This is a genomic window from Alkalicoccus urumqiensis (assembly GCF_002993335.1).
Classification (GTDB): Bacteria; Bacillota; Bacilli; order Bacillales; family Salisediminibacteriaceae; genus Alkalicoccus; species Alkalicoccus urumqiensis.
In genome coordinates this window covers 194,660-215,696 of the sequence record NZ_PVNS01000001.1, presented here as the reverse complement: position 1 = coordinate 215,696, position 21,037 = coordinate 194,660, and the positions used below count along the sequence as shown (strand labels likewise).

The following is a 21,037-nucleotide window of genomic DNA, read 5'->3' as shown; positions in this document are numbered from 1 at the left end:
AGAAAGTGTCGAGGCCTCCATGGTACATTTCTCGTAAGCCGGCAGGCACATCTGTTATCAAGTTCAGGGGCCGCTGATTTTTTAGCAGAAAACCTGTAACAAATCCGGGACACGCAGCGTCAAACATAGTGCTGCGGAGATGGCGGGGAGACGTGTCATAAAAAAGACATGGATAGATTCCAGAAACGGGAAAAAAGCAATTGACCGTGTCTGCCGTGCTGTAGTATGATGTGTTCATTCATGTGTAAGAGAGGAGGATCGTGAGGAAGCCCTTTTTATAAAGCGCCTGAACTGCCCGATGCGGCAGTTGACGAGGAGGAGGTTATCGATTGTTTTCGGCGGATGCCTCCCGGTTGCCGGCCACAACCGTAATGATAGACCAAACCAGTGAGGCGACTCACTGAACAAACGTTTATCAGCTGGCTTGAACCTACAAAAAAAACGACTACGATAAAGAGTGGGGCGGATGCCCCGCATCCGCCCTGCTCCCAGGGAGGATATTTATTATGTGTGGAATTGTTGGATATATCGGAACAGCAGATGCAAAAGAGATTCTATTAAAGGGACTGGAAAAGCTTGAATACCGCGGGTATGACTCTGCTGGTATTGCGGTCGCAAACAATGAGGGCGTGCACGTCTTTAAAGAAAAAGGACGGATCGCTGCACTCCGCGATGTGGTCGACGGCTCCACGGAGACCTCGACAGGTATCGGACACACCCGCTGGGCGACCCACGGGGTGCCGAGCCAGCAGAATGCGCACCCGCACCAGAGCTCGGCCGGACGCTTTACGATCGTACACAACGGCGTTATCGAAAACTACGAGCAGCTCCGCCGCGAACTGCTTCCCCACGTGTCCATGATTTCCGAGACAGATACGGAAATCATCGTACAGCTGGTGGAGCTGTTTGCCAAGGAAGGGCTCACGACAGAGCAGGCGTTCCGGAAAACGCTGAGCCGTCTCGAAGGGTCCTACGCGATTGCCCTTCTCGATAACGACGACAAGGAAACGATTTACGTCGGGAAAAACAAAAGCCCGCTTCTCATCGGCCTTGCCGACGGTGTCAACGTCGTTGCAAGCGACGCGATGGCGATGCTTCAGGTGACAAATGAATTTGTCGAAATTGAAGATCAGGAAGTCGTTATCGTTTCCCGTGACAACGTACAGATCAAAAAGCTGAACGGGGATGAAGTATCCCGGGATTCCTATATTGCAGAGATCGATGCAACCGATATTGAAAAGGGTACCTACCCGCACTATATGCTGAAAGAAATCGACGAGCAGCCGTTTGTCATCCGTAACATTATCTCCAAATACAAGGATGAGAACGAAAACATCAAGCTCGATGAAGATGTGCGCACAGCTGTTACGCAGGCGGACCGCATCTATATCATCGCAGCCGGCACGAGCTATCACGCCGGCCTCGTCGGAAAAGAAATGATCGAAAAGATTGCCGGCATTCCGGTAGAAACCCACATCGCCAGTGAGTTTCTATACAACATGCCGCTCTTAAGCGAGAAACCACTCTTTATCTTTATTTCTCAGAGCGGAGAGACAGCCGACCTCCGCGGCGTTCTGGTCAACGTCAAAAAACTCGGTCATCCGACACTGACGGTTACGAACGTGCCGGGCTCCACGCTTTCGCGTGAAGCGGAATACACGCTCCACACGCACGCCGGTCCGGAAATTGCGGTGGCTTCCACGAAAGCGTACACAGCGCAGATGGCCGTTTTCGCCATTCTCGCTGTTGATGCGGCACAGAAGCGCGGCGTGACAATGGAATTCAACCCGCTTCAGGAGCTTGCGATCGTCGCCAACGCTATGGAAATCTTCACTGAGCGCAAAGAAGAGCTCGAGCAGGTGGCGCGTGATTTCCTCAGCACGACCCGCAACTGCTTCTTCATCGGCCGGGCGCTGGATTACCACGTCTGCCAGGAAGGTGCGCTGAAGCTGAAGGAAATTTCCTACATTCAGGCGGAAGGCTTCGCCGGCGGCGAGCTGAAGCACGGCACCATTGCACTGATTGAAGACGGCACACCGGTTATCGGTCTGGCGACACAGCCGGCCGTGAACCTGAACATCCGCGGTAACATGAAAGAAGTCGTTGCCCGCGGCGCCAACCCTTGCATGATCAGCATGGAGGGCTGCGAGGATGAAGGCGATACGCTCGTCATTCCGCGCGTGCACGAATACCTGACGCCGCTCGTCAGCGTCCTGCCGATGCAGCTCATTTCCTACTATGCTGCGCTGCACCGCGACTGCGATGTCGACAAGCCGCGTAACCTGGCAAAAAGTGTTACTGTAGAATAAAGAAAAACAAGAGGCAGTCCACCGCGGGCTGCCTCTTTTGATATAGTTAAGAGCAGAGGTGATACATATGGGAAACTATGTCAACGACATGCGGGAGCACATCGGGAGCCGGCCGCTCATTCTCCCGGGTGCTACCATTATTGTACAGGCGGAAAACAAAGATATTCTCATGCAGCGGCGCTCAGACACCAACGAATGGGGGCTCCCGGGAGGGGCACTGGAGCCGGGTAGAAAGTCTGGAAGAGACAGCAGCACGGGAGCTGTTTGAAGAAACATCGCTCACCGCTGAAAATTTCCGGTTCGTGGACATGCTTTCCGGACAGGCGCTGTACTATCAGTATCCAAACGGTGATGAAGTGTACAATATTATCGCTGTGTACGCAGCAGAAGGAGCCTCCGTAACAGCGGAAGAGCATGACGAGGAGAGTCTGGAAACGGCATACTTTCCTCTCGACCGTCTTCCGGAGAAAATCGATCCGCGGGCGGTTCTGGTGCTGGACTGCTTTACCGGGAAGCACGGATGAAAAAGAACGGAGGGCTGCGGGTGAAGGCAGTGTTATTTGACCTCGATGGAACGCTTCTGGACCGGGACACGTCGGTGCGCGCATTCATCGATCATCAGTACGACCGGTTTTGGAACGGAGCGGGTGTAAAAACGGCTTACATCCGCCGCTTTCTGGAGCTCGATGCCGGCGGGTATGTCTGGAAGGACCGCGTTTATCAGCAGCTGGCGGTGGAATTTCCGCAGCTGAAGCTTTCCTGGAAAGTACTGCTGGATGATTACGTGGATCGGTTTCAAGAAGAGGCACAGGGCTTCTCCGGGCTGCATGCCATGCTGCGGTCATTACGGGAGAGCGGCCTTCTGCTCGGTATCATTACCAACGGCCGCGGGCATTTTCAGCAGCGAAACATCGACGCGCTCGATATCGGAGCCTATATGGACATCGTGCTTATTTCAGAGTGGGAAAAAGTGAAAAAACCGGATCCGGCGATTTTTATGCAGGCGCTGAAACGGCTGAACGTGGCGCCCGCAGCCAGTGTGTTCATCGGTGACCACCCCATAAATGACATCGAAGCAGCGAAGGGCGTGGGAATGAGGACGATCTGGAAAAGAGGACCCGGAGTGGAGCCGGCAGCCGCAGATGCAGTGGTCGACCGGCTGTTGGACGTTCCGGAAGTGATGGAAAGGTGGAACCAGTGATGCAGTGTGAATGCGGGGACGGAACGAACGAGCAGCTGAAGGTGGAAGGAGATTTCTCCGCCGACCCGGTCTGGTGTGCTGTATGCGGAGCGAACCTGGAACTTGAGGAACTGCCGGTAACGGCGGAGCTGAAGGAGGAGCTGTGGCAGTGGATGCTTCGATATGGAACATGGATCGACTGGGAAAACGACGCCGCACTGCCTGATGCAGCGGAAAAAGCATCGCAGCACGATGCTGAAGGAAAAGAACTGACCCGGCGGCTGCAGCAGGAGCTTGGAGCTGCATATACCGTTCAGTTTTCTCCTTCCGCAGCGTGGAACGAGTAGGAGCGGGGGAGTTATTTCCCGCGGAATAGATCTTTAGGTACGACGAAGCCGTCGACTTCGACAAAATGCTTCATCGGGTTCCGCTGAGCAGAAGACCGGATGGATTCGTTCCTCCTCGTTAAAATGGAAGGTCGTCTTCTTTTGGCTGCTGCTTCCCGCCATTCATTTGTTTTACGAATCCAAATTTGTCTTCGTATAATTCATGTATCCATTGCTTCACCGGAAGCTTCCACGGTTCCTGCCTGGAGGGGATATTTTTCAGCAGGCTTTTCGGTGACATGCCGAGTTCTTTAGCCATTTGAATGTCCGCCTGATTCAAGCGGCATTTCTTTTTCGCTTCGGCCCAGCTGTTTCGAGGTGCAGCCATAAAAACATCTCTCCTTTCTTCCCTCATTATATGAAAAACTCTCCCTGCAGAAAAGGGCACGAATTGTCGGATGACCGCAGAAATATCCTGTTACAGTACATAGTGAAGGAGGAGAGGAAATGGATCAGATACAGGCGTGGAATGAGGCTGTCCGCTATATCGAAGCTCATCTGACAGAAGAAATCGACCTGAAGGAAGCTGCGCGCCGCGCGGGAAGCTCGGAGTTTCATTTTAAGCGGATGTTTTCCTTTCTCGCCGGGGTGCCGGTCTCGGAATACATCCGGCGCCGCCGGATGTCACGTGCTGCAGAAGAGCTGATGGGCGGGAAGCTCCGCGTGCTGGACGCTGCTGTGAAATATCAGTACCAGTCTCCGGATGCTTTCACGCGGGCTTTCCGCCAGGTGCACGGCATGACGCCGTCGGAAGCGGCGGCCGGAGAAAAAAGCCTGCAGCTGTATCCGCCCGTCTCCGTCCGTATTCACATGACAGGAGGGACAAGTATGAACTATCGTATTGTTGATAAAGAAGCGTTCGCGCTTGCCGGAATCAAAAAAAGAGTGCCGATTCAATTTGAAGGAGAAAACCCGCACATTACCGATATGTGGGCGTCGCTTTCCAAGGATGATCTGCGTGCGTTGAAGGAGCTGTCCAACACCGAACCAGGCGGCATCGTACAGGCATCGACCAATTTCTCGGAAGGCCGGATGGAGGAAAAAGGGAAGCTGGATCATTATATCGGTGCAGCCGTCGAAGGAGAAGTGCCGGATCGATGGGAGACACTTTCTGTGCCGGCATCCACGTGGGCCGTGTTTACCGCGGAGGGAGATTTCCCCGACGAGCTTCAGAAAACGTGGGGGAATATTTACGCGGAATGGTTCCCTGCCGTCCGCTATGAGCAGCGGGAAGGCCCGGAAATTCTCTGGATGGACTGGAGAGAAGGAGAGAAAGCGCCGGCATCCTGCGAGATCTGGATTCCGGTACTGGCGAAAGAAGGCGGAACTTCTAAGTAACGTGGACGACGGCGGGCTGCGGAAGCAGTCCGCCGTTTGTCTGGAGCAGATGGGCCGCCGCGGGCTCCGGCGGCAGGTGGATTCAAAGATCGCCACGTCTCCTTCCAAGACCGCCACGCCGGCGGATGAGACCGCCATGAAACCGCCCGGTTCAATAAACCGCGCCGGTGCAGCCCGCCGTTCCTGGTCCGGCTGGAGCAAATCCTGGTCCAGTAGGCTTGAAAGTTGGTCCGATCGCTGTTTTTTCTGGTCCGATACAGGCGGCCTGGTCCGGTACGGAGGAATTCTGTTGCGATGAGCGCAGTTTTTGGTCCGTCGAAAGCCGATCCTGGTCCGAAAACGCCCGGACGTGGTCCGCGTTTTTCCAAGCAGCTGCACAGCTTCGAAGAAAACCGGCTCCGCTTCTTTTCCTTTTTTCTCCCAATGTGTAAAATAGGAAGCAGCAGGGAGGCGGTAGAATGATGAAGTGGTTGTTGATTGGAGCGGTGCTCCTAGCCGGCTGTACAGGCGGTGAAGAGCGGGAGTATCAGCTGGAGGAAGAAACCGAGCACTGGAAGATCGAGCTGTCGATCGAGGAAGGTTCAGCCGGCGGCGACGCTGCGGAAGAAGTCGTGGTTGCTGCAACGTACCTCGGGGAAGAGCATCCCGCTGAGCGCGTTATCATTACGTCGTTATCGTCCGAGCGGAATCAGGTGGAAATGGCCACCTCTGCCTTTCCGAGTGTTGAATCCGGTGAAACGGTGGAGCAGGTACGTTCCAGCGGAGAGCTGAATCCCGCGTTTCTCGAAGCGGTCTCCAACGATCAGGCCATGCCCATTACCGTACAGTGGCATCACAACGGCACACTCGTGAGCGAAACCGCCGAATTTGAGGTGGAGGAAAACGGCTGACCGCCTAGCTCAGCCGCGCAGCCGGAGTAAAAGCTGCGTCACCGCAGCGAGCACCGGAATTTCCAGCAGCGGGCCGATGAGGAGCGTCAGTGCGATGAGCGGTTCGCCGGGAAATGCCGCCAGAGCGATCGCGAGGGCGGCCGGCGAATTGCGTGCGAGTGTTGTCATCGTCAGGCTGACGCGCCCGGCGCCGTCCAGTCCGATAAAGCCCCCGCCGAACCAGCTGATGCCGAAATTGACCGTAAAGAACAGCAGAATGGGCATGAGAAGCAGCAGGAGAAGTTCCATGTTGGCAGGAAGCAGTGTCCCCTGTGACGCGAACATCGCCGCGACGGCGAGGCATAAAAAGAGAACGGGAAGCGGAGCGGTGACTGCATCGATCCGCTTTTTCCAGTTCCTGCGCGCTGATGCAGCAAAGCGGAGTGCAGCAGCTGCCAGAAACGGGATGCCGAGAATAAACACGATGGTCTCGATCAACACGCCCGGCGCGATCGTGCCCGAGGCGCCGGTAAATAACAGCAGATACGCCGGCAGCAGCAGAACCTGCAGCACCAGATTCAGCGGCAGCAGCGCCGCAGCGAGCGCCATGTTCCCGCGGGCAAGCTTCGTGAAAACAATGTACCAGTCCGTGCACGGCGTCACCATGAGCATGACGAAGCCGATCCAGAGCGCCGGGTGGTCCCCGAGAAACAGCCCCGCCAGCACCCAGGCGAACAGAGGCGTCCAGACAAAGTTGATCAAAAGCGCTGCGCCCGCAAAACGACGGCTGGAACATGCCGCACGCAGTCCCTGAAAGGAAATCGGATAAAATGCCGCGGTGAGCATGATCATTAAAAACGGCGTGATCACAGCCTGTGCCGCGGGGGGAACGGCATCCACCGTGCCGAGAGCCAGACCGGCTGCAGCCGCAGTCAGGATAAAAACGGGATACAGCTTTTCCAGCCGGTTCATAACACCCCTCCTCTTCGTCTGTAGAAAAGAATACCAGGTGTGCTAAGATAAGAAAAGAACCTGCCGCAGACGAGAATGGAACAGGCTGTGGAAAAAGGAGAGGAAATCATGGGCAAGGAAGCGTCGTTTTATCCGGATGAAGTGGTAATCCGGCCGGAGCGTCCGGCGGAATATATTGAGGTGGAGGCGCTGGTGGAGGCGGCGTTCCGGCTGGAGGAGATGAGTGATCAGTCGGAGCACCGGCTTGTGCGGCGTCTCCGGGAGTCGGAGGCGTTTGTGCCGGAGCTGTCGCTGGTGGCGGAGACGGATGAGCTGTGCGGGCATATTCTGCTGACGCGGGTGACGGTCGGGGCGTCGGGGAAGGTGCTGGCGCTTGCGCCGATGAGTGTGCATCCGTTCAAGCAGCGTTCGGGGATCGGCAGTGCGCTGATCGAGGAGGCGCTGCTGCGTGCCGAGGAGCTTGGATTTGAGCTTGTCGTGCTGCTCGGGCATCCGGAGTATTATCCGCGGTTCGGGTTTGAGCCTGCGGGGCGTCACGGGATTACGGCGCCGTTTGATGTGCCGGCGGAGGCGTGGATGGTAAAAGAGCTTGTGCCCGGCGCGCTGTCATGGACGGAGGGTACGGTGCAGTACCCGGATGCGTTTTTTACGAAGGAGGGGTAGTGTGGAGGATTTTACGGTGTACCCGGCGAATTTTGCGGGAAAGACGGTCGAAGAGATGGCGGTCGCAGAAAAGGCGGTCGTCGTAAAATTTACGGACGGAACGTATCTGGATGTGTATGTGAATGCGGCCGGCGAGCTGAAAACGTCGACGAATACACTCGATGACACCGGAGAGGGGCAGTCATGAAAACAGAGAAGGAAAAAATGCTCGCAGGAGAGATGTATGACCCGGCGGATCCGGTACTGTATGCGGAGCGGACCGCGGCGCGCCGGCGCGTGCGCGAGTACAACAGCACGCTGGAAACGGAAGAAGCGGAGCGCACGAATATGCTGAAGGAGCTGCTCGGTTCGACGGGGGAGCAGATTGTCATGGAGCCGAACATCCGCTTTGACTACGGGTACAATACACACGTCGGAGAAAACTTCTTTGCGAATTTTGACTGCACGATTCTCGATGTGTGCGAGGTGCGGTTCGGTGACAACTGCATGCTGGCGCCGAGTGTGGAGGTTTATACAGCCACGCACCCGATTGACCCGGAAGAGCGGAATTCGGGCCGGGAGTATGCACAGCCGATTACGTTCGGAGACAACGTCTGGATCGGCGGCGCGGCAGTGATTAATCCGGGTGTGACCGTAGGAGATAACGTCGTGATCGCCTCCGGCGCGGTCGTGACGAAGGACATTCCGGAAAACGTTGTCGTCGGCGGCAATCCCGCCCGCGTCATCCGGGCCATATTTTAGAGAACACTGGAGGAGCCTGGTATAGGCTTCTTTTTTTGAAGTACAAGAAAGTATAAAGTTCGAAGCCTCTTTCGAACAGGGATGCCAAGCGTTACAGCATTGCAGTGTTCTGTTCCATGTACCGTTTGTTTCTGTTGATGGAGCTTCTCCGCTACTCGGCAGAAGCTTGCCGTGGGCTTGTCTTCAGCTATTTCTCATGGCCTGCGCCCTGAGAAAGGATCTTCAGACTGCGCTTGATCCCACTGGCGTCTCTGCCGAACGCTTCGAAGCTTAGTAAAATAGAGATGAAATACAGAGGCTCCGTACCCGTACCAGGAACGAAATGTATAAGGCAATAATTATACTTTCTACGCAACTGGATGACAGCAATTTCTATACAGAAAGGGCCGCTCCTATCAAGCGTTTCTTTTCTAGCTGCCGAAACCGGAGGCCGTCGACTCCGGGAGGATCCGAACGAGGCGAAAATCCATTCCTTCAGACGCAAGGAAGAAGGAATTAGTTGAGGCCGTTCCCTCCGGAACGCGTACGGCTGCAGGTGCAGGCAGAAAGCTGGAACCTATTCAACAAATCTCTCTTTTCTTTTAAGACCAGGCGGTTTCTGCCTGGTTTATTTTATTTGAGTGCGAATGCGACCGCGACGCGTGCTGGAAAGCGCCCGCCCTCTGCTCTGGTGCCGTATTCGGTTCAGGGTAGAGAGGCAGCGGCCGCGTGACGGGGCATAGAGTTTCTATGCCGGAACTGAGAACCTTCTGCCGTTGCGGGAGCAGAAGCCGGAGTTACCGGACTCCGGGCCGCCGCTGCAGGAGTCATCCTCTCCGTTGTAAGACTTTGCTGAAACCCCGCCCCAAAATCCAAAAGCGGCCGGCGTCTCATCAGACAGTTCTGTCCGGTTCCCCTGCTCCTGGAAGGGAAGCTGCTTTACGGTAGGCGCCCGGTGTCATGCCGGTATACTGCTTGAACGTTTTCGTGAAATGGCTCTGATCGTGAAAATGAAGCCAGCTGCAGATGTCGCCGGCGGTATAGGAAGAGTGGGTGAGCAGCCGTTTGGCTTCGTTGATTTTCTGCTCCTGGATATAACCGTGCAGGCTGACCCCGGTCTCTTCTTTAAAAATGGTGGAGAGGTAGCCGGGGTGGACGCCGAGGGAGCGTGCCAGCTCTGCTGCGGTCATTTCGCTGCTGAAAATATCTTTAGCTGTCTGCTGTATGCAGGCGGTAACAAGCGGGGAATAGAGCGTTTTTCTCCGCTGGGCGACCCGGTCGGTAAAATCGAGCACTGCTTCAAGAATAAGCTGGTCCACTTCGCGGGCGTTCGTTTTCTTTTCCAGTTCCTGAATATACAAATCGCTCAACGTAAACGCCTCTTCATCCGGAAGTCCGCCCCGGATGGCATACCTTGTGCCGAGCGTGACGGCCGAAATGCCAAGGTTCTTTTTATGTCTTACATAGCTGTCTTTGGCTAAAAGAGCCGAGTTGGACGTTCCCTCAAGCATTCCCCAGTTCTCCAGAATGCCTTCTTTGTTTCCCTCACGGATGTGACGGAAGACGTCTTCTTCCTGTTCCAGCTTATGATGTTCCTTATATTGTATACGGTTTTCAGCTGTCTGCAGCTCCATCGTCTCCGAAGGAATCGACATCATACTCCGCTTCTGCATCACCTCACTCCAGTCCAGCTCTTTCTGGTAAAGAAGATAATAAAGGAGCGCCCCGGCCTGCATGCTCTGCTTCACACCAGCGTGAGGCACTGATTTGTAATAGGCGCTGAGCTCTTCATAAAGCTCTTCTGCCTGCATATCGTGGATGAGTCCGGAGAGCATCTCCTCGGTCAGCGGCGTATTCAAAAACGGCCCGATGAAAATGGTGCCGCTAAACGTGCCGTGGCGGCGGACCCGTATGGAAAGAATACTTTCCAAAAAGTTGGTGGAGCGGAGTACCGGGAAATCGAACGGATCTTTCTCAAAATGCATTCCGGCAAACAGGGAGTGGTCTTCTTTATAGAGCGGGTTTTCGGGAAATCCTTCCGGAAAAACGGCCGCCTGGTTCTCATCTGCGTCGAACAGCTGAACCGGCAGAAGAACCGCTCCTTGAAAAATAGAAGCGATACGCCGAATTTCGCTGTTGTTCTTCATCAATACAACCATATCGACCCATCCTTTCTTATGAAAACGGTTAAATTTATCTTGAATTATACAAAATAGATGAAGTATATACAAACATAGAAAGTACCTTCTCCCATAAACTAGAGTCACTATCAGCAGGGAGGGGTTTATATGACGGTTGTATCAGCGGAAAACCTGGTAAAGCAGATGACATTGGAAGAAAAAGCTGGACTCTGTTCCGGAGCGTCGTTTTGGGAGACGAAAGCAGTGGAGCGGCTCGATATTCCATCGGTCATTTTAACGGATGGTCCGCACGGCCTCCGAAAGCAGCAGAATGAGGGGGATAATCTTGGGCTGCTCGACAGTGTGCCGGCGACGTGTTTTCCTTCGGCTGCGGGGCTTGCGGCTACGTGGAACCGGGATTTGTTAAGGGATGTCGGGGCTGCGATCGGCAGAGAAGCTGCGAAGGAGAATGTGGCGGTCGTGCTCGGTCCGGGAACAAATATGAAGCGTTCTCCGTTGTGCGGCCGGAATTTTGAGTATTTTTCCGAAGATCCGTATTTATCATCGGAAATGTCGATTGCTCATATTACCGGCGTGCAGGAGCAGGGTGTCGGCACGTCACTGAAACATTTTGCGGTGAACAATCAGGAGCACCGGCGCATGACGACAGATGCCGTGGTGGATGAGCGGACGCTGCGGGAAATTTACCTTGCGAGCTTTGAAGAGACAGTGAAGCAGGCACAGCCGTGGACGGTGATGAGTGCGTATAACAAGGTAAACGGCACCTATGCTTCGGAAAGCAGCCGGCTGCTTACGGACATTTTGAAAAAAGAGTGGGGATTCAAAGGCATCGTCGTCTCGGACTGGGGTGCGGTGAATGAGCGTGTGCAGGCTCTGCAGGCAGGGCTGGAGCTGGAGATGCCGTCAAGCCAGGGGGAAGGGGATAAAAAGATTATTTCCGCCGTTCAGTCCGGAGCGCTTTCCGAAACGGTCCTGGATGAAGCATGTGTCCGCTTACTGGATCTCATTTTCCGGTCACAGCAGACGGAAGCTCAGGACGTAGATTTCGACAGTCATCATCAGCTGGCACGGCAGGCAGCGGCAGAGTCGATGGTGCTGCTGAAAAATGAAAATGACGTGCTGCCGCTTGATCCATCCGGCCCGGCTGCCGTTATCGGCCGGCTTGCGGCGTATCCACGCTATCAAGGAGGAGGAAGTTCTCATATTAACCCGGTCAAGCTGGATGATCCGCTGGAGGAGCTGCGGAAATACAATCCGGACATCGCGTATGCGCCGGGATATGAGCTTGAGTCGGACAGGATGAATGACACGCTTCTGGAAGAAGCCTGCGCGGCAGCGGAGAAGGCAGGGAAAGCGGTCGTATTTGCCGGGCTGCCTGACCGATTTGAATCGGAAGGGTATGACAGAAGCCACCTGCGGCTTCCGGACAACCAGGTAAAACTGCTGGAGCGTCTCAAGGAGCTGCAGGTCCCGGTAATCGTTGTGCTGAGCAATGGGGCGCCGGTGGAAATGCCGTGGCTGTCCGGCGTGGACGCAGTCGTGGAAGGCTATCTCGGCGGACAAGCATTTGGCGGCGCAGCCGCGGATGTGCTCTACGGAAGGGCCAATCCATCCGGAAGGCTGGCTGAGACATTCCCGGAACGGCTTGAGCACAATCCGTCCTACGGATTTTTCCCGGGAGAAGGAGACCAGGTCGAGTACAGGGAAGGCATTTTTATCGGCTACCGTTATTATAACACGAAGAAAATCAAGCCGCTGTTTCCGTTCGGTTACGGCTTGAGCTACACGACTTTTTCCTACGATTCCATGAATGTAGAGCAGGTGGACGGAGACGTGTATGTGGATGTCACGGTAACGAACACAGGAGACCGGACCGGCGCGGAAGTCGTCCAGATCTACCTTTCCCATCCGGAAAGCAGTGTTGTCAGGCCGGAGAAGGAATTGAAAGGCTTTGAGAAAATAACGCTCGAAGCCGGAGAGACCGGAACCGTCCGCATCGCCCTGCCGGAAAAAGCGTTTGCCTATTACGAGCCGGAAAAACCGGGCTGGCACGTGGAAGGCGGCAGCGTTCTTATCCACGCTGCGCGGTCGGTCAGCGATATCGAACAGACGGAGAAAGTAAAGCTGTCAAAAGACGTTTTCACGAAGGCACCGGCTGTACACAGAAATGCGACAATCGGAGATTTAATGAAAGATCCGGCATTGAAAGAAGTACTGGGAGAAGAACTGCAGCGGCTGATGGCAGGATCCGTTTTCCAGCCGTCTGAAGACGAGCCGTCGGATATGATCGAAGCCATGATGGCCTACATGCCGCTTCGTGCCCTCGTCTCCTTCCAGCCGAGTTTCACCGAGGACCGGCTGGAAGAGCTGCTCGACAAACTAAACGGCGTGTCACGCAGATAAATGGTGAAAAAATGGTGCTGCTGCGCGGAACGTGGCAGCACCAGCCAAAAATGTATTTTGAAAGCGCTTAATAAAAGGAGGAAATGAGATGGCTGTAAACGAGCGGGATTTACATGTGCAAAAAGAAAATCTAGTGCAGAAGCAGGTGCAGGGAATTGGATTCGGGGAGAAGGCAGGATACGGAGCAGGGGATCTGGCCAGCAATTTGATTTTTTCTGCCATTTCCATGTTTCTGTTGTTCTATTATACTGACGTCGTCGGCGTTTCCGCCGCGATTATCGGCACCATTATTCTCGTCTCCCGGCTGCTTGATGGGCTGACGGATATCGGCATGGGCATCGTCGTGGATAAAACGAAATCACGCTTCGGTAAAGCGCGTCCGTGGCTGTTATGGATGGCGCTTCCTTACGCCCTGTTATCTGTCGCTCTGTTTACCGTGCCGCCTATGGGGCAGGCCGCGACGCTGATTTATATTGTGCTGACGTATAACCTGATTCATATTGTCTACACAGCCATCAACATCCCCTATGGCGTCTTGAATTCCCTGATGACGCAGGATCAGTACGAGCGCTCGCAGCTGAATATTTTCCGTATGTTTATGGCGCTTGGCGGTGCATCGATCGTGATGTTCGGAACACTTCCGCTCGTCGGCATGTTCGGCGGAGGTCAGACAGGCTGGACCATTACGTTTGCGATATTCGGTGCCATAGCCGGCCTTTTGTTTCTTCTTACCTTTTTTAAAACGAAGGAGCGTGTCGCAGCGGCTGACGGCGGAGAGCCGGGAGAGAAAACCGTTCCGCTGAAAACAGGGCTGAAGGCTCTGTTCCGCAATAAATACTGGGGGCTTCTCGTTGCTTTTTCCATCGTTACCTACACGGGAATGGGTCTCAGCAGCGGTGTGAATGTCTACTATGCGGAGTATATCCTCTTCCGCCCGGATCTCGTCGGTATTCTTGGTCTTGCCGGTATTTTCCCGGTTATGGTCGGCCTCTTATTTATGGCACCTGTCATTAAGCGCTTTGGAAAACGCAACGCCATGCTGATCGGGCTTGCTGTCAGTCTGCTTGGAACCGTGCTGCTCGTTATCGATCCGGCGAGCACCACGCTGGTACTGGCAGGAGCATTTATCCGCGGCATCGGCATGGCACCGATTCTCGGTTCGTTCTTTGCCATGCTGGCCGATACGATCGAGTACGGCGAGTGGAAAACGGGCGTACGGACAGAAGGCCTCGTTTACAGTGCAGGCAGTTTTGGAACGAAAGTCGGCATGGGACTCGGTGCCGCGGCTCTCGGCTGGGGACTGACACTCGGCGGCTATGCCGGAGGTGCCACCGAGCAGTCGGCTTCCGCTGTCACAGCCATCATTGTACTGTTCATCTGGCTCCCGGCTGTGATCGCTGTCCTGCAGATGATAATCTTATTCTTTTACCGGCTTGATCAGCTGTATCCGACGATTTTGAGTGATTTGAAAAAGCGGAAAACAGCAGATTCTTAACGAATGCAGAAGACTCATTGATGACCGAGGAGAAAGCCGCTTCCTGAGGGAGGCGGCTTATTCATTTTTGGCATTGGAGGGGCAGCGGCCGGTGGAGGGAGCGGACGTTTTTGGGGAGAAGCGGATGTTTTGCATTAGGTAACGAACGTTTCGGCAGGAGAAGTGATACATTTTTCACGAAGTGGACGCCGCACCTGCTGTTACGGACGTCCGGATGCCGGCAGCGAACGTTCCCTGGAGAGTTATGATACATTCCTCCGTCAGAAGCGGACGTTTTCCAGGGCGGTGTGGAGGCCGGAAGTACCGGACTCCGGGCTGCCGCTGCTGGACTCCTCTTTTTCGCTGGTAGACTCCGCTGAAAAGCAGCTGCCAATCTGCTCCTCAAACTACAAATCCCCCGGCTGGAAGTCTGCGCTTCCGGCCGGGGGTGCGGGGCTAGGCCCGTTCCTGCTTCTTTTCTTCCAGCAGGTCGAGGATTTCGTTTTTGTACAGGTCCGACTTGCCGCCGAAGACGGCCTGGATGTTTTTCTGGTATTTCATGACGCCGGCGGCGCCGAGGGCTTTCAGCTGCGGCTCATCGATCTGTTCGGGATCCTGGACGGAAACCCGGAGCCGCGTGAAGCAGGCGTCGACGTGTTCGATGTTTTCTTCGCCGCCGAGGGCGTCGAGAATATCGGCAGCGATAATCTGGTACTCTTTTTTATCAGCACCTGCTGCTGCGCCGTCTTCTCCTGCTTTTTTCTCGTTGAAGTCCTTCCGCGTGTAAAGCTTCGCCTCCTGGCCGCCGCGTCCCGGCGTGGCCAGATCCCAGCGCTTGATCGCGAACGAGAACAGGAAGTAGTAGATGACAAAGAACGCGGCGCCGAGGACGAAGTTCATCCACCAGTTGTTCGTGCCCGGAATGGCATTGACGAGAATGAAGTCAATGAACCCGGAGCCGCCGGCCCAGCCGAGATGCACGTCGAGCATGAAGGCGACGGCGAAACTGACGCCGGCAAGCAGGGCGTGGATCACGAACAGCACCGGAGCAACAAACAGAAACGTAAATTCAATCGGTTCGGTGATCCCTGTTAAAAACGCGGTTCCGGCTGCGGCGACGAGAAGCCCTTTGACGACCGGACGGTTTTTCTCATCCGCCGCACGGTACATCGCAAGCGCCGCCCCGAGAAGACCGAACATAATGACCGGGAATTTTCCTGCCATGAAGCGGCCGGCGGTGACTTCCGCACCTTCCGCGATCTGGGCGAGGAAAATGTACTGATCGCCGGTCACAGTCTGGCCCGCCACTTCGGCACTGCCGCCGAGACCCGTCCATAAAAACGGTGCGTACCAAATATGGTGCAGGCCTGTTGGAATAAGCACACGCTCTAAAAATCCGTAGAGACCGATGTAGAGCGGGTTCGTCGTGTCTGAAGCAATCACGTTTGCCGTGGCATCAATCGCCGTCTGAATCGGCGGCCAGATAAACATCACCGCAAACGCGAGAACGATCGACGCAAACACCATCACAATCCCGACCGAGCGGTCCCCCGCGAAAAAGCCGAGCACTTCCGGCGGCTGGAACCGTTTAAACCGGCCGTACACCCACACCGCAAGCAGTCCGACGACAATCCCGCCGAGAACACCCGTCTCCAGCGTCGGTATGCCGAGCGCCTCTGTATAAGCACCCTCCGACTCCGCCATTTCCGGCGTGATGCCGAGCGCAATCGAAATCGTCGTATTCATCATAATGTAGCCGAGCAGCGCAGCGAGCCCGGCAATTCCGGCTCCCCCGGAAAGCCCGATCGCGACACCGATCGCAAAGATAATCGGCAGGTTCTCAAATATCGTCAGCCCGAGCTGATTCATCCCTGCACTGACTGCCTCGATCGTATCATTCTGCAGAAACGTCAGCGTATCCGCCAGCGGCCCCGTGAGCGCCGCCCCGATCCCGAGAAGAATCCCGGCCGCCGGAAGCAGCGCGACAGGAACCATCAGCGACTTTCCAAACTTTTGTAACGCGGCAAAATTCATGCTGTCTCCTCCTGTTCATCCATTATCCGTAAGCGCTTTTACATCACCGTGAAAGGAAGGGGAGAGAAACCCCCTCCCGAAAAACGACGCTCGATCAGCTGGTAACCGCTTCCTGCCTGGAGCGGTAAAGCTCCGGCCAGAAGTCTTTGTTTGCCTCGATCAGGTCATCTAAAATGGCTTTCGCTGCCGGCGCATCGACGACGGTCCGATTCAGCGTCAGTGCCTGCATCAGCTTATCGTAGCTCTGTTCATACCAGGCATCGACGACGAGTTTTTCAAACGCAAGCTGTCCTTCCATGAGTCCTTTGTAGAACGTTTTGATTTCGCCGACAGCAAACGGCTTCGGTCCGCGGCTTGTCAGGGCAGCCGGCACTTCCACCATCGCATCGGACGGCATGTTCGAGATGATGCCGTTGTTTTCCACGATGACGATGTACGTCTCGCCGCGGTTGTAGGCAAGGGAGGCAGCGACGCGGATCATGTAGCAGCCGTGGATGTCGACTTCCAGCTCGACGTTTTCCGTGGAGTTGTCTTCGATGATCTGTTCACTGAGCGTGTGCACCCGCTTCTCGCGGCCGTTGATCACCTGGCGGGCACGGGTGTTGTCGATTTCTTCCTTTTCCACCATGTCGGATGGGTACAGGTAATACTGCAGGTACGTGTTCGGCAGGTATTCCGGGAAGTGGCTGAGCATCGTTTCCACCTGCTTGAACGTTTTAATCCAGGATGGGTCGTTGACGATCTCCGAGTCTTCCGGGATGAAGCCGTCCTCGGTGATGGCCCGCTTAATGTCGTCCGTGAGTCGGTTGCCCTCTTTGTCGTAAATGTCCGTAAACCAGCCGAAGTGGTTCAGGCCGAAGTATTCCGGCACGAGATCCCAGATTTCCCTGCCGAGGATTTTCGCGTAGCTGACCATGATCGCTGCCGGCATATCGCAGATGTTCAGAATTTTGTTGTCCTCCGGGAACTCGCGGCGCAGTGCTTCGGCAACGATGGCCGCTGGATTCGTGTAGTTTAAAATCCACGCTTCCGGTGCGTAGTGCCGGATGTCGTTAACGACGTCGATCATGTCGCCGATCGAACGGAAGCCGTACGCCATGCCGCCGGGGCCGCACGTTTCCTGGCCGACGCGGCCGTGGCGGAGCGGAATCTGCTCATCCTGCTCGCGCATCTTCAGGCCGCCGGTGCGGATCTGGACGAAAACGAAATCGGCGCCTTCATACGCTTCTTTCTTATCCGTTGTCCAGCTCACCGTTTCAAGCTCCGGGTATTTTTCTTTCAGGATGATTTCACTGGCCCGGGCGATTTTTTCCTGGCGTCCGGCATCGGTATCGTAGAAGGTAATGGAACGGAGCGGGAACGTTTTCTTTTCTTCGATCAGGCTCATAATCATGCCGATCGTGTACGTGCTGCCGCCGCCGGTAATCGTCAAGTTCTGCTTTTTCATGAGGAAACCCTCCAATTGGTATTAAAAACATTTTATCTAATATGTGATACAAATATAATACAATAACGTGAAAGCGTCAACAGAAAACGATTTATTTTCTGCAGATAAACCTTTCTGCTCAGCTGAAACCGGCGGGGAACGGGTAAAAACCGACTATGTATGCAGGAAAAGAGAGAATGTGTGGGAACGTCGTTTTAGCTGGAAATGTGTTATATTGGTAGCAGACAATTCAGCGAGAGGAGGCCGCCTGTGAGTGAGTTTGCGCCGAGGTACCAGCAGATAGCGAGGGAGATGAAGCAGCGGATTGAGGATGGTTCGTGGCCGGAGGGGACGGCGGTTCCGACGGAGGCGAAGCTGTCGGAGCAGTACGGAGCGAGCCGTGTGACGGTGCGTCAGGCGGTGAAGCTGCTTGTGGAGGAAGGGCTTCTCCGCCGGGTGCAGGGAAGCGGGACGTATGTGCAGGAGTCGAAGTATGAGCATAATATTTATGAGCTGGTCGGGTTTACGGAGGAGATGCAGAAGCGGAACAAGACGACGTCGAATAAGGTGCTCCGGTTTGAGGTGGTGGAGCCGGATCCGTTCGTTGCGCAGCGTCTCGGCCTGGACGAGGGGGAGAAGGTATATGCGATTCTCCGGCAGCGCTCTGCCGATGATGTGCCGCTCATTGTAGAGGAGACGTACCTGCCGCTCCGCCTGTTTCCGGATCTGACGTATCAGGTGGCGGAGGATTCGAAGTATGCATATATTGAAGGGAAGTTGTCGCTTGCGATTAAGGAGAGCTTTCAGGAAGTGATTCCGATTCTACCCCCGGAGGAGATCCGGGAGCTGCTTGGACTGGAGGACGCCGCGCAGCCGATTTTAAAAGTGGAGCTGTCCTCGAAGCTTGCAGATGATACAGTGTTTGAGTACACGAACCTGTATTTTAAAAGCGATGAATACAAATTTACGATCACCGCGACACGCGCCCGGTGATCGCGCGGCCGTTTCCTGAAGGAGGCGGCTTTTTTAATGCATAAAACCTCTTGCTTCCCTCCCACGGGCTGAGAATTAAGAAATCCGCTGATATGAATAATTAACTAATTTTCCCTTTTAATGTTTAATACTGGTTTGGAGGTGAAACAAAAAAACGACTACAAATAACAAAAGGTCGGATAAATTATAAACAAGTAATAAAGTTGTGTACTTAACTAGGATATATGGGAATAATCTTCTTTCACTTAAATAATATTCTCTTACCTTGAAAGCCCGGTCCCACGTTTTATAGGGCATTTTAAATTGATTTCAGGAATTCATTGTAAGTGTTTTGCCAAAGTAAAGAGCTACAGCCTCATGCAGGTCCGGTAAAGTCAGATCTGATGTCTGCTAAAAAATTCAGGAATTTCGTGGGATTTCGGGTGACGTTTTAATTCCAGCACTGTCCTGCGTAATGCTGGAAGGCACGTATCATTTTTGAAATAAACATGAAAAGGGTATAGAAAAGAAACAAAGGACTTTGGGCAACTAAAAGAGAAGAACCGGACATATTAGTAGAAAGACAGCTGAGAGACAGGTCGGTTATTTTGCTAAGGAGGATTATACGTCATGGCATACACGCATGAGGAGCTCACAGCTAGATTAAAAAACCAAGTATCGCATTCAAAAAAAGGAAGATTGAATATCATTAATAAGGAAATCCCTTTCCAGGAAGGGAAGGGCGGTCTAGATCCAAGAGTCAAAAACTTTCTGGAAAATGAAGTCGACCCGAATGGAAGACGTCCGCTCGAAATTGACGACCTTGAAATTATTCGAAGCAGAGTGGAGATAAATAACAAAGATTTAAGCAGAGGTATCTCCTCACACAGAGAGAATATAGTTTTAAAGGATCGTAAAATTCCACTGAGTGTTTATAACAAGACTAGAGAAAAAAAGCCAGTTCTTGTTTATCTACACGGAGGAGGTTTCTTCGAGCGGGATATGGAAGTGATGAAAAATGTGTGTAAGTACTTAGCGCAGGCAGCAGAGGCCGTAGTCGTGGGTGTGGAATATCGTCTTGCACCGGAGCACCCTTATAGGGACGGCTTGAATGACTGTTTTGAAGCCGTACGTTATATTTACGAAAATGCCGAAAAGTTTAATGTAGAGGCGGATGAAATGGGTTTAGTAGGAGACAGTGTTGGAGGAAATCTTGCCCTCGGGGTCCATTATTTAAGCATAGGAAAACCATGGAAAATCCGCTATATCGGCATGCTTTGTCCTCTGGTGGATTTGTCTGACGTATCAAGAAACACTTGGAACATAAAACACTACGATATGGCCAAAGATGAGGAGTTGATTTATCAGGAGCTTGTAACCATGAAAGAATCTCTCCTATTTATTCAGACACTCTACCTTACTAATTTGGAGGAGGTGCTCCTGCCACTCGTTTCTCCATTACTGCGCAAAGATAAAACCCCCCTGCCGCCTTCCACGCTTGTAACGGCAGAATTTGATTTTCTTCGTATTCAAGGAGAAGAGTTTTCTGCTCAGATGAAAGATGCTGGAGTTCCGGTACGTCATTTTCAATATAAAGGAATGGATCATGCCTTTGTTAGAAAGCTTGGATACTATCCTCAAGCCGTTGATGCGGTAAACGAAATTTCCAACCATTTTTTACAGGAGCTGCGAAAGGAAAGGACCCTTTAGTGTGTTTCAGCTGAGACCATGGGTTGCACTCATTAAAGCCAGGCAGTAAAATTCAAACCTTCCGCCCTGGTGGAACGTAGGTATTCGAAAAAACGGAGGCTTTTAACAGAGAAGCGTACAATGAAGCTTTTATAATAAACCTGGAAAAGCCCGCCTGGTCTAAAAAGAAAAGGGAGATATATTGAATGGGGTACCGCTTTCTGCCTGCACCTGCAGCCGTGCGCGTTCAAGAGGGAGTTTGAAAAGCGGAAGCGCCCAGGTCACGAACGAGCCGTCCTGGAAGCCCTGCCGACGAAAGCCGATCTTTGCTTTCGGCGACAGGGGTGAAGGAAACAGAGCGGGTCCTGAAGCTGGACAATATCTCTTTTAGGAGAAGCATGGCTCCGCGCAGCCGCGCCGCATGGCAGAAGATCGCTGCCCTGCGTCTTAAACCATAGGCC

Annotated in this window: 18 protein-coding genes; 13 read left to right on the top strand and 5 right to left on the bottom strand. The window is 53.8% G+C overall.

Annotated elements, in window-relative coordinates; all coding sequences use genetic code 11:
* Positions 1-506: 506 nt before the first annotated feature.
* The 4 genes from glmS to C6I21_RS00855 all read left to right on the top strand — a co-directional run bounded on the left by glmS (position 507) and on the right by C6I21_RS00855 (position 3,836).
* The gene (gene glmS / locus C6I21_RS00870) at positions 507-2,309 is read left to right on the top strand and encodes a glutamine--fructose-6-phosphate transaminase (isomerizing) (protein WP_105957536.1); all 1,803 of its coding nucleotides are present in this window, start codon (positions 507-509) and stop codon (positions 2,307-2,309) included.
* 77 nt (positions 2,310-2,386) lie between these two features.
* Positions 2,387-2,833 (top strand): NUDIX domain-containing protein, encoded by a 447-nt coding sequence (locus C6I21_RS00865; RefSeq protein WP_105957535.1) that lies wholly within the window; start codon positions 2,387-2,389, stop codon positions 2,831-2,833.
* 20 nt (positions 2,834-2,853) lie between these two features.
* On the top strand, positions 2,854-3,510 hold the full coding sequence (locus C6I21_RS00860; RefSeq protein ID WP_245411499.1) for an HAD family hydrolase: 657 nt from the start codon (positions 2,854-2,856) through the stop codon (positions 3,508-3,510).
* On the top strand, positions 3,507-3,836 hold the full coding sequence (locus tag C6I21_RS00855) for a hypothetical protein (protein ID WP_142393192.1): 330 nt from the start codon (positions 3,507-3,509) through the stop codon (positions 3,834-3,836). The genes C6I21_RS00860 and C6I21_RS00855 overlap by 4 nt, the downstream gene beginning before the upstream one ends.
* Before the next feature lie 118 nt (positions 3,837-3,954).
* On the opposite strand, the gene C6I21_RS00850 is transcribed toward C6I21_RS00855, so the two are convergent.
* Complete coding sequence (locus C6I21_RS00850; protein WP_105957532.1) at positions 3,955-4,203, bottom strand: hypothetical protein; 249 nt, start codon at positions 4,201-4,203, stop codon at positions 3,955-3,957.
* 119 nt (positions 4,204-4,322) lie between these two features.
* Here C6I21_RS00850 and C6I21_RS00845 point away from each other — a divergent pair, with 119 nt between their 5' ends.
* Positions 4,323-5,213 carry an AraC family transcriptional regulator gene (locus C6I21_RS00845; protein WP_105957531.1) on the top strand — a complete coding sequence of 297 codons (891 nt, stop codon included), beginning with the start codon at positions 4,323-4,325 and terminating at the stop codon, positions 5,211-5,213.
* 458 nt (positions 5,214-5,671) lie between these two features.
* Complete coding sequence (locus C6I21_RS00835) at positions 5,672-6,103, top strand: hypothetical protein (RefSeq protein ID WP_105957529.1); 432 nt, start codon at positions 5,672-5,674, stop codon at positions 6,101-6,103.
* 9 nt (positions 6,104-6,112) lie between these two features.
* On the opposite strand, the gene C6I21_RS00830 is transcribed toward C6I21_RS00835, so the two are convergent.
* Positions 6,113-7,054, bottom strand: a complete 942-nt coding sequence (locus C6I21_RS00830) for an arsenic resistance protein (protein WP_105957528.1) — start codon at positions 7,052-7,054, stop codon at positions 6,113-6,115.
* A 108-nt stretch (positions 7,055-7,162) separates the two neighbouring features.
* Here C6I21_RS00830 and C6I21_RS00825 point away from each other — a divergent pair, with 108 nt between their 5' ends.
* From C6I21_RS00825 to C6I21_RS00815, 3 genes are read left to right on the top strand one after another with little or no spacing between them, the layout of a single operon-like run.
* Positions 7,163-7,717: a GNAT family N-acetyltransferase gene (locus C6I21_RS00825; protein ID WP_105957696.1), complete on the top strand. Its 555-nt coding sequence runs from the start codon at positions 7,163-7,165 to the stop codon at positions 7,715-7,717.
* Position 7,718: 1 nt separating this feature from the next.
* On the top strand, positions 7,719-7,904 hold the full coding sequence (locus C6I21_RS00820) for a hypothetical protein (protein WP_105957527.1): 186 nt from the start codon (positions 7,719-7,721) through the stop codon (positions 7,902-7,904).
* Entirely contained in the window at positions 7,901-8,458 is a 558-nt protein-coding gene (locus C6I21_RS00815) for a sugar O-acetyltransferase (RefSeq protein WP_105957526.1), read from the top strand. Before C6I21_RS00820 ends, C6I21_RS00815 begins: the two co-directional genes overlap by 4 nt.
* Positions 8,459-9,330: 872 nt before the next feature.
* Here the strand turns inward: C6I21_RS00815 and C6I21_RS00810 are convergent.
* Positions 9,331-10,596, bottom strand: a complete 1,266-nt coding sequence (locus tag C6I21_RS00810; protein WP_105957525.1) for a helix-turn-helix domain-containing protein — start codon at positions 10,594-10,596, stop codon at positions 9,331-9,333.
* Positions 10,597-10,725: 129 nt separating this feature from the next.
* Here C6I21_RS00810 and C6I21_RS00805 point away from each other — a divergent pair, with 129 nt between their 5' ends.
* Together C6I21_RS00805 and C6I21_RS00800 are read left to right on the top strand one after the other, a co-directional pair.
* Positions 10,726-12,981, top strand: a complete 2,256-nt coding sequence (locus C6I21_RS00805) for a glycoside hydrolase family 3 C-terminal domain-containing protein (protein ID WP_105957524.1) — start codon at positions 10,726-10,728, stop codon at positions 12,979-12,981.
* Positions 12,982-13,069: 88 nt separating this feature from the next.
* Complete coding sequence (locus tag C6I21_RS00800) at positions 13,070-14,476, top strand: MFS transporter (protein ID WP_105957523.1); 1,407 nt, start codon at positions 13,070-13,072, stop codon at positions 14,474-14,476.
* A gap of 435 nt (positions 14,477-14,911) precedes the next feature.
* On the opposite strand, the gene C6I21_RS00795 is transcribed toward C6I21_RS00800, so the two are convergent.
* Positions 14,912-16,489, bottom strand: coding sequence for a PTS transporter subunit EIIC (locus C6I21_RS00795; RefSeq protein WP_105957522.1), 1,578 nt, complete (start codon positions 16,487-16,489; stop codon positions 14,912-14,914).
* 94 nt (positions 16,490-16,583) lie between these two features.
* Positions 16,584-17,936 (bottom strand): 6-phospho-alpha-glucosidase, encoded by a 1,353-nt coding sequence (locus C6I21_RS00790; protein WP_105957521.1) that lies wholly within the window; start codon positions 17,934-17,936, stop codon positions 16,584-16,586.
* 249 nt (positions 17,937-18,185) lie between these two features.
* Between C6I21_RS00790 and C6I21_RS00785 the strand changes: the two genes are divergently transcribed.
* Both C6I21_RS00785 and C6I21_RS00780 read left to right on the top strand, forming a co-directional pair.
* Positions 18,186-18,908, top strand: coding sequence for a GntR family transcriptional regulator (locus C6I21_RS00785; RefSeq protein WP_105957520.1), 723 nt, complete (start codon positions 18,186-18,188; stop codon positions 18,906-18,908).
* 609 nt (positions 18,909-19,517) lie between these two features.
* Positions 19,518-20,597 (top strand): alpha/beta hydrolase, encoded by a 1,080-nt coding sequence (locus C6I21_RS00780; RefSeq protein WP_105957519.1) that lies wholly within the window; start codon positions 19,518-19,520, stop codon positions 20,595-20,597.
* Positions 20,598-21,037 lie beyond the last annotated feature (440 nt).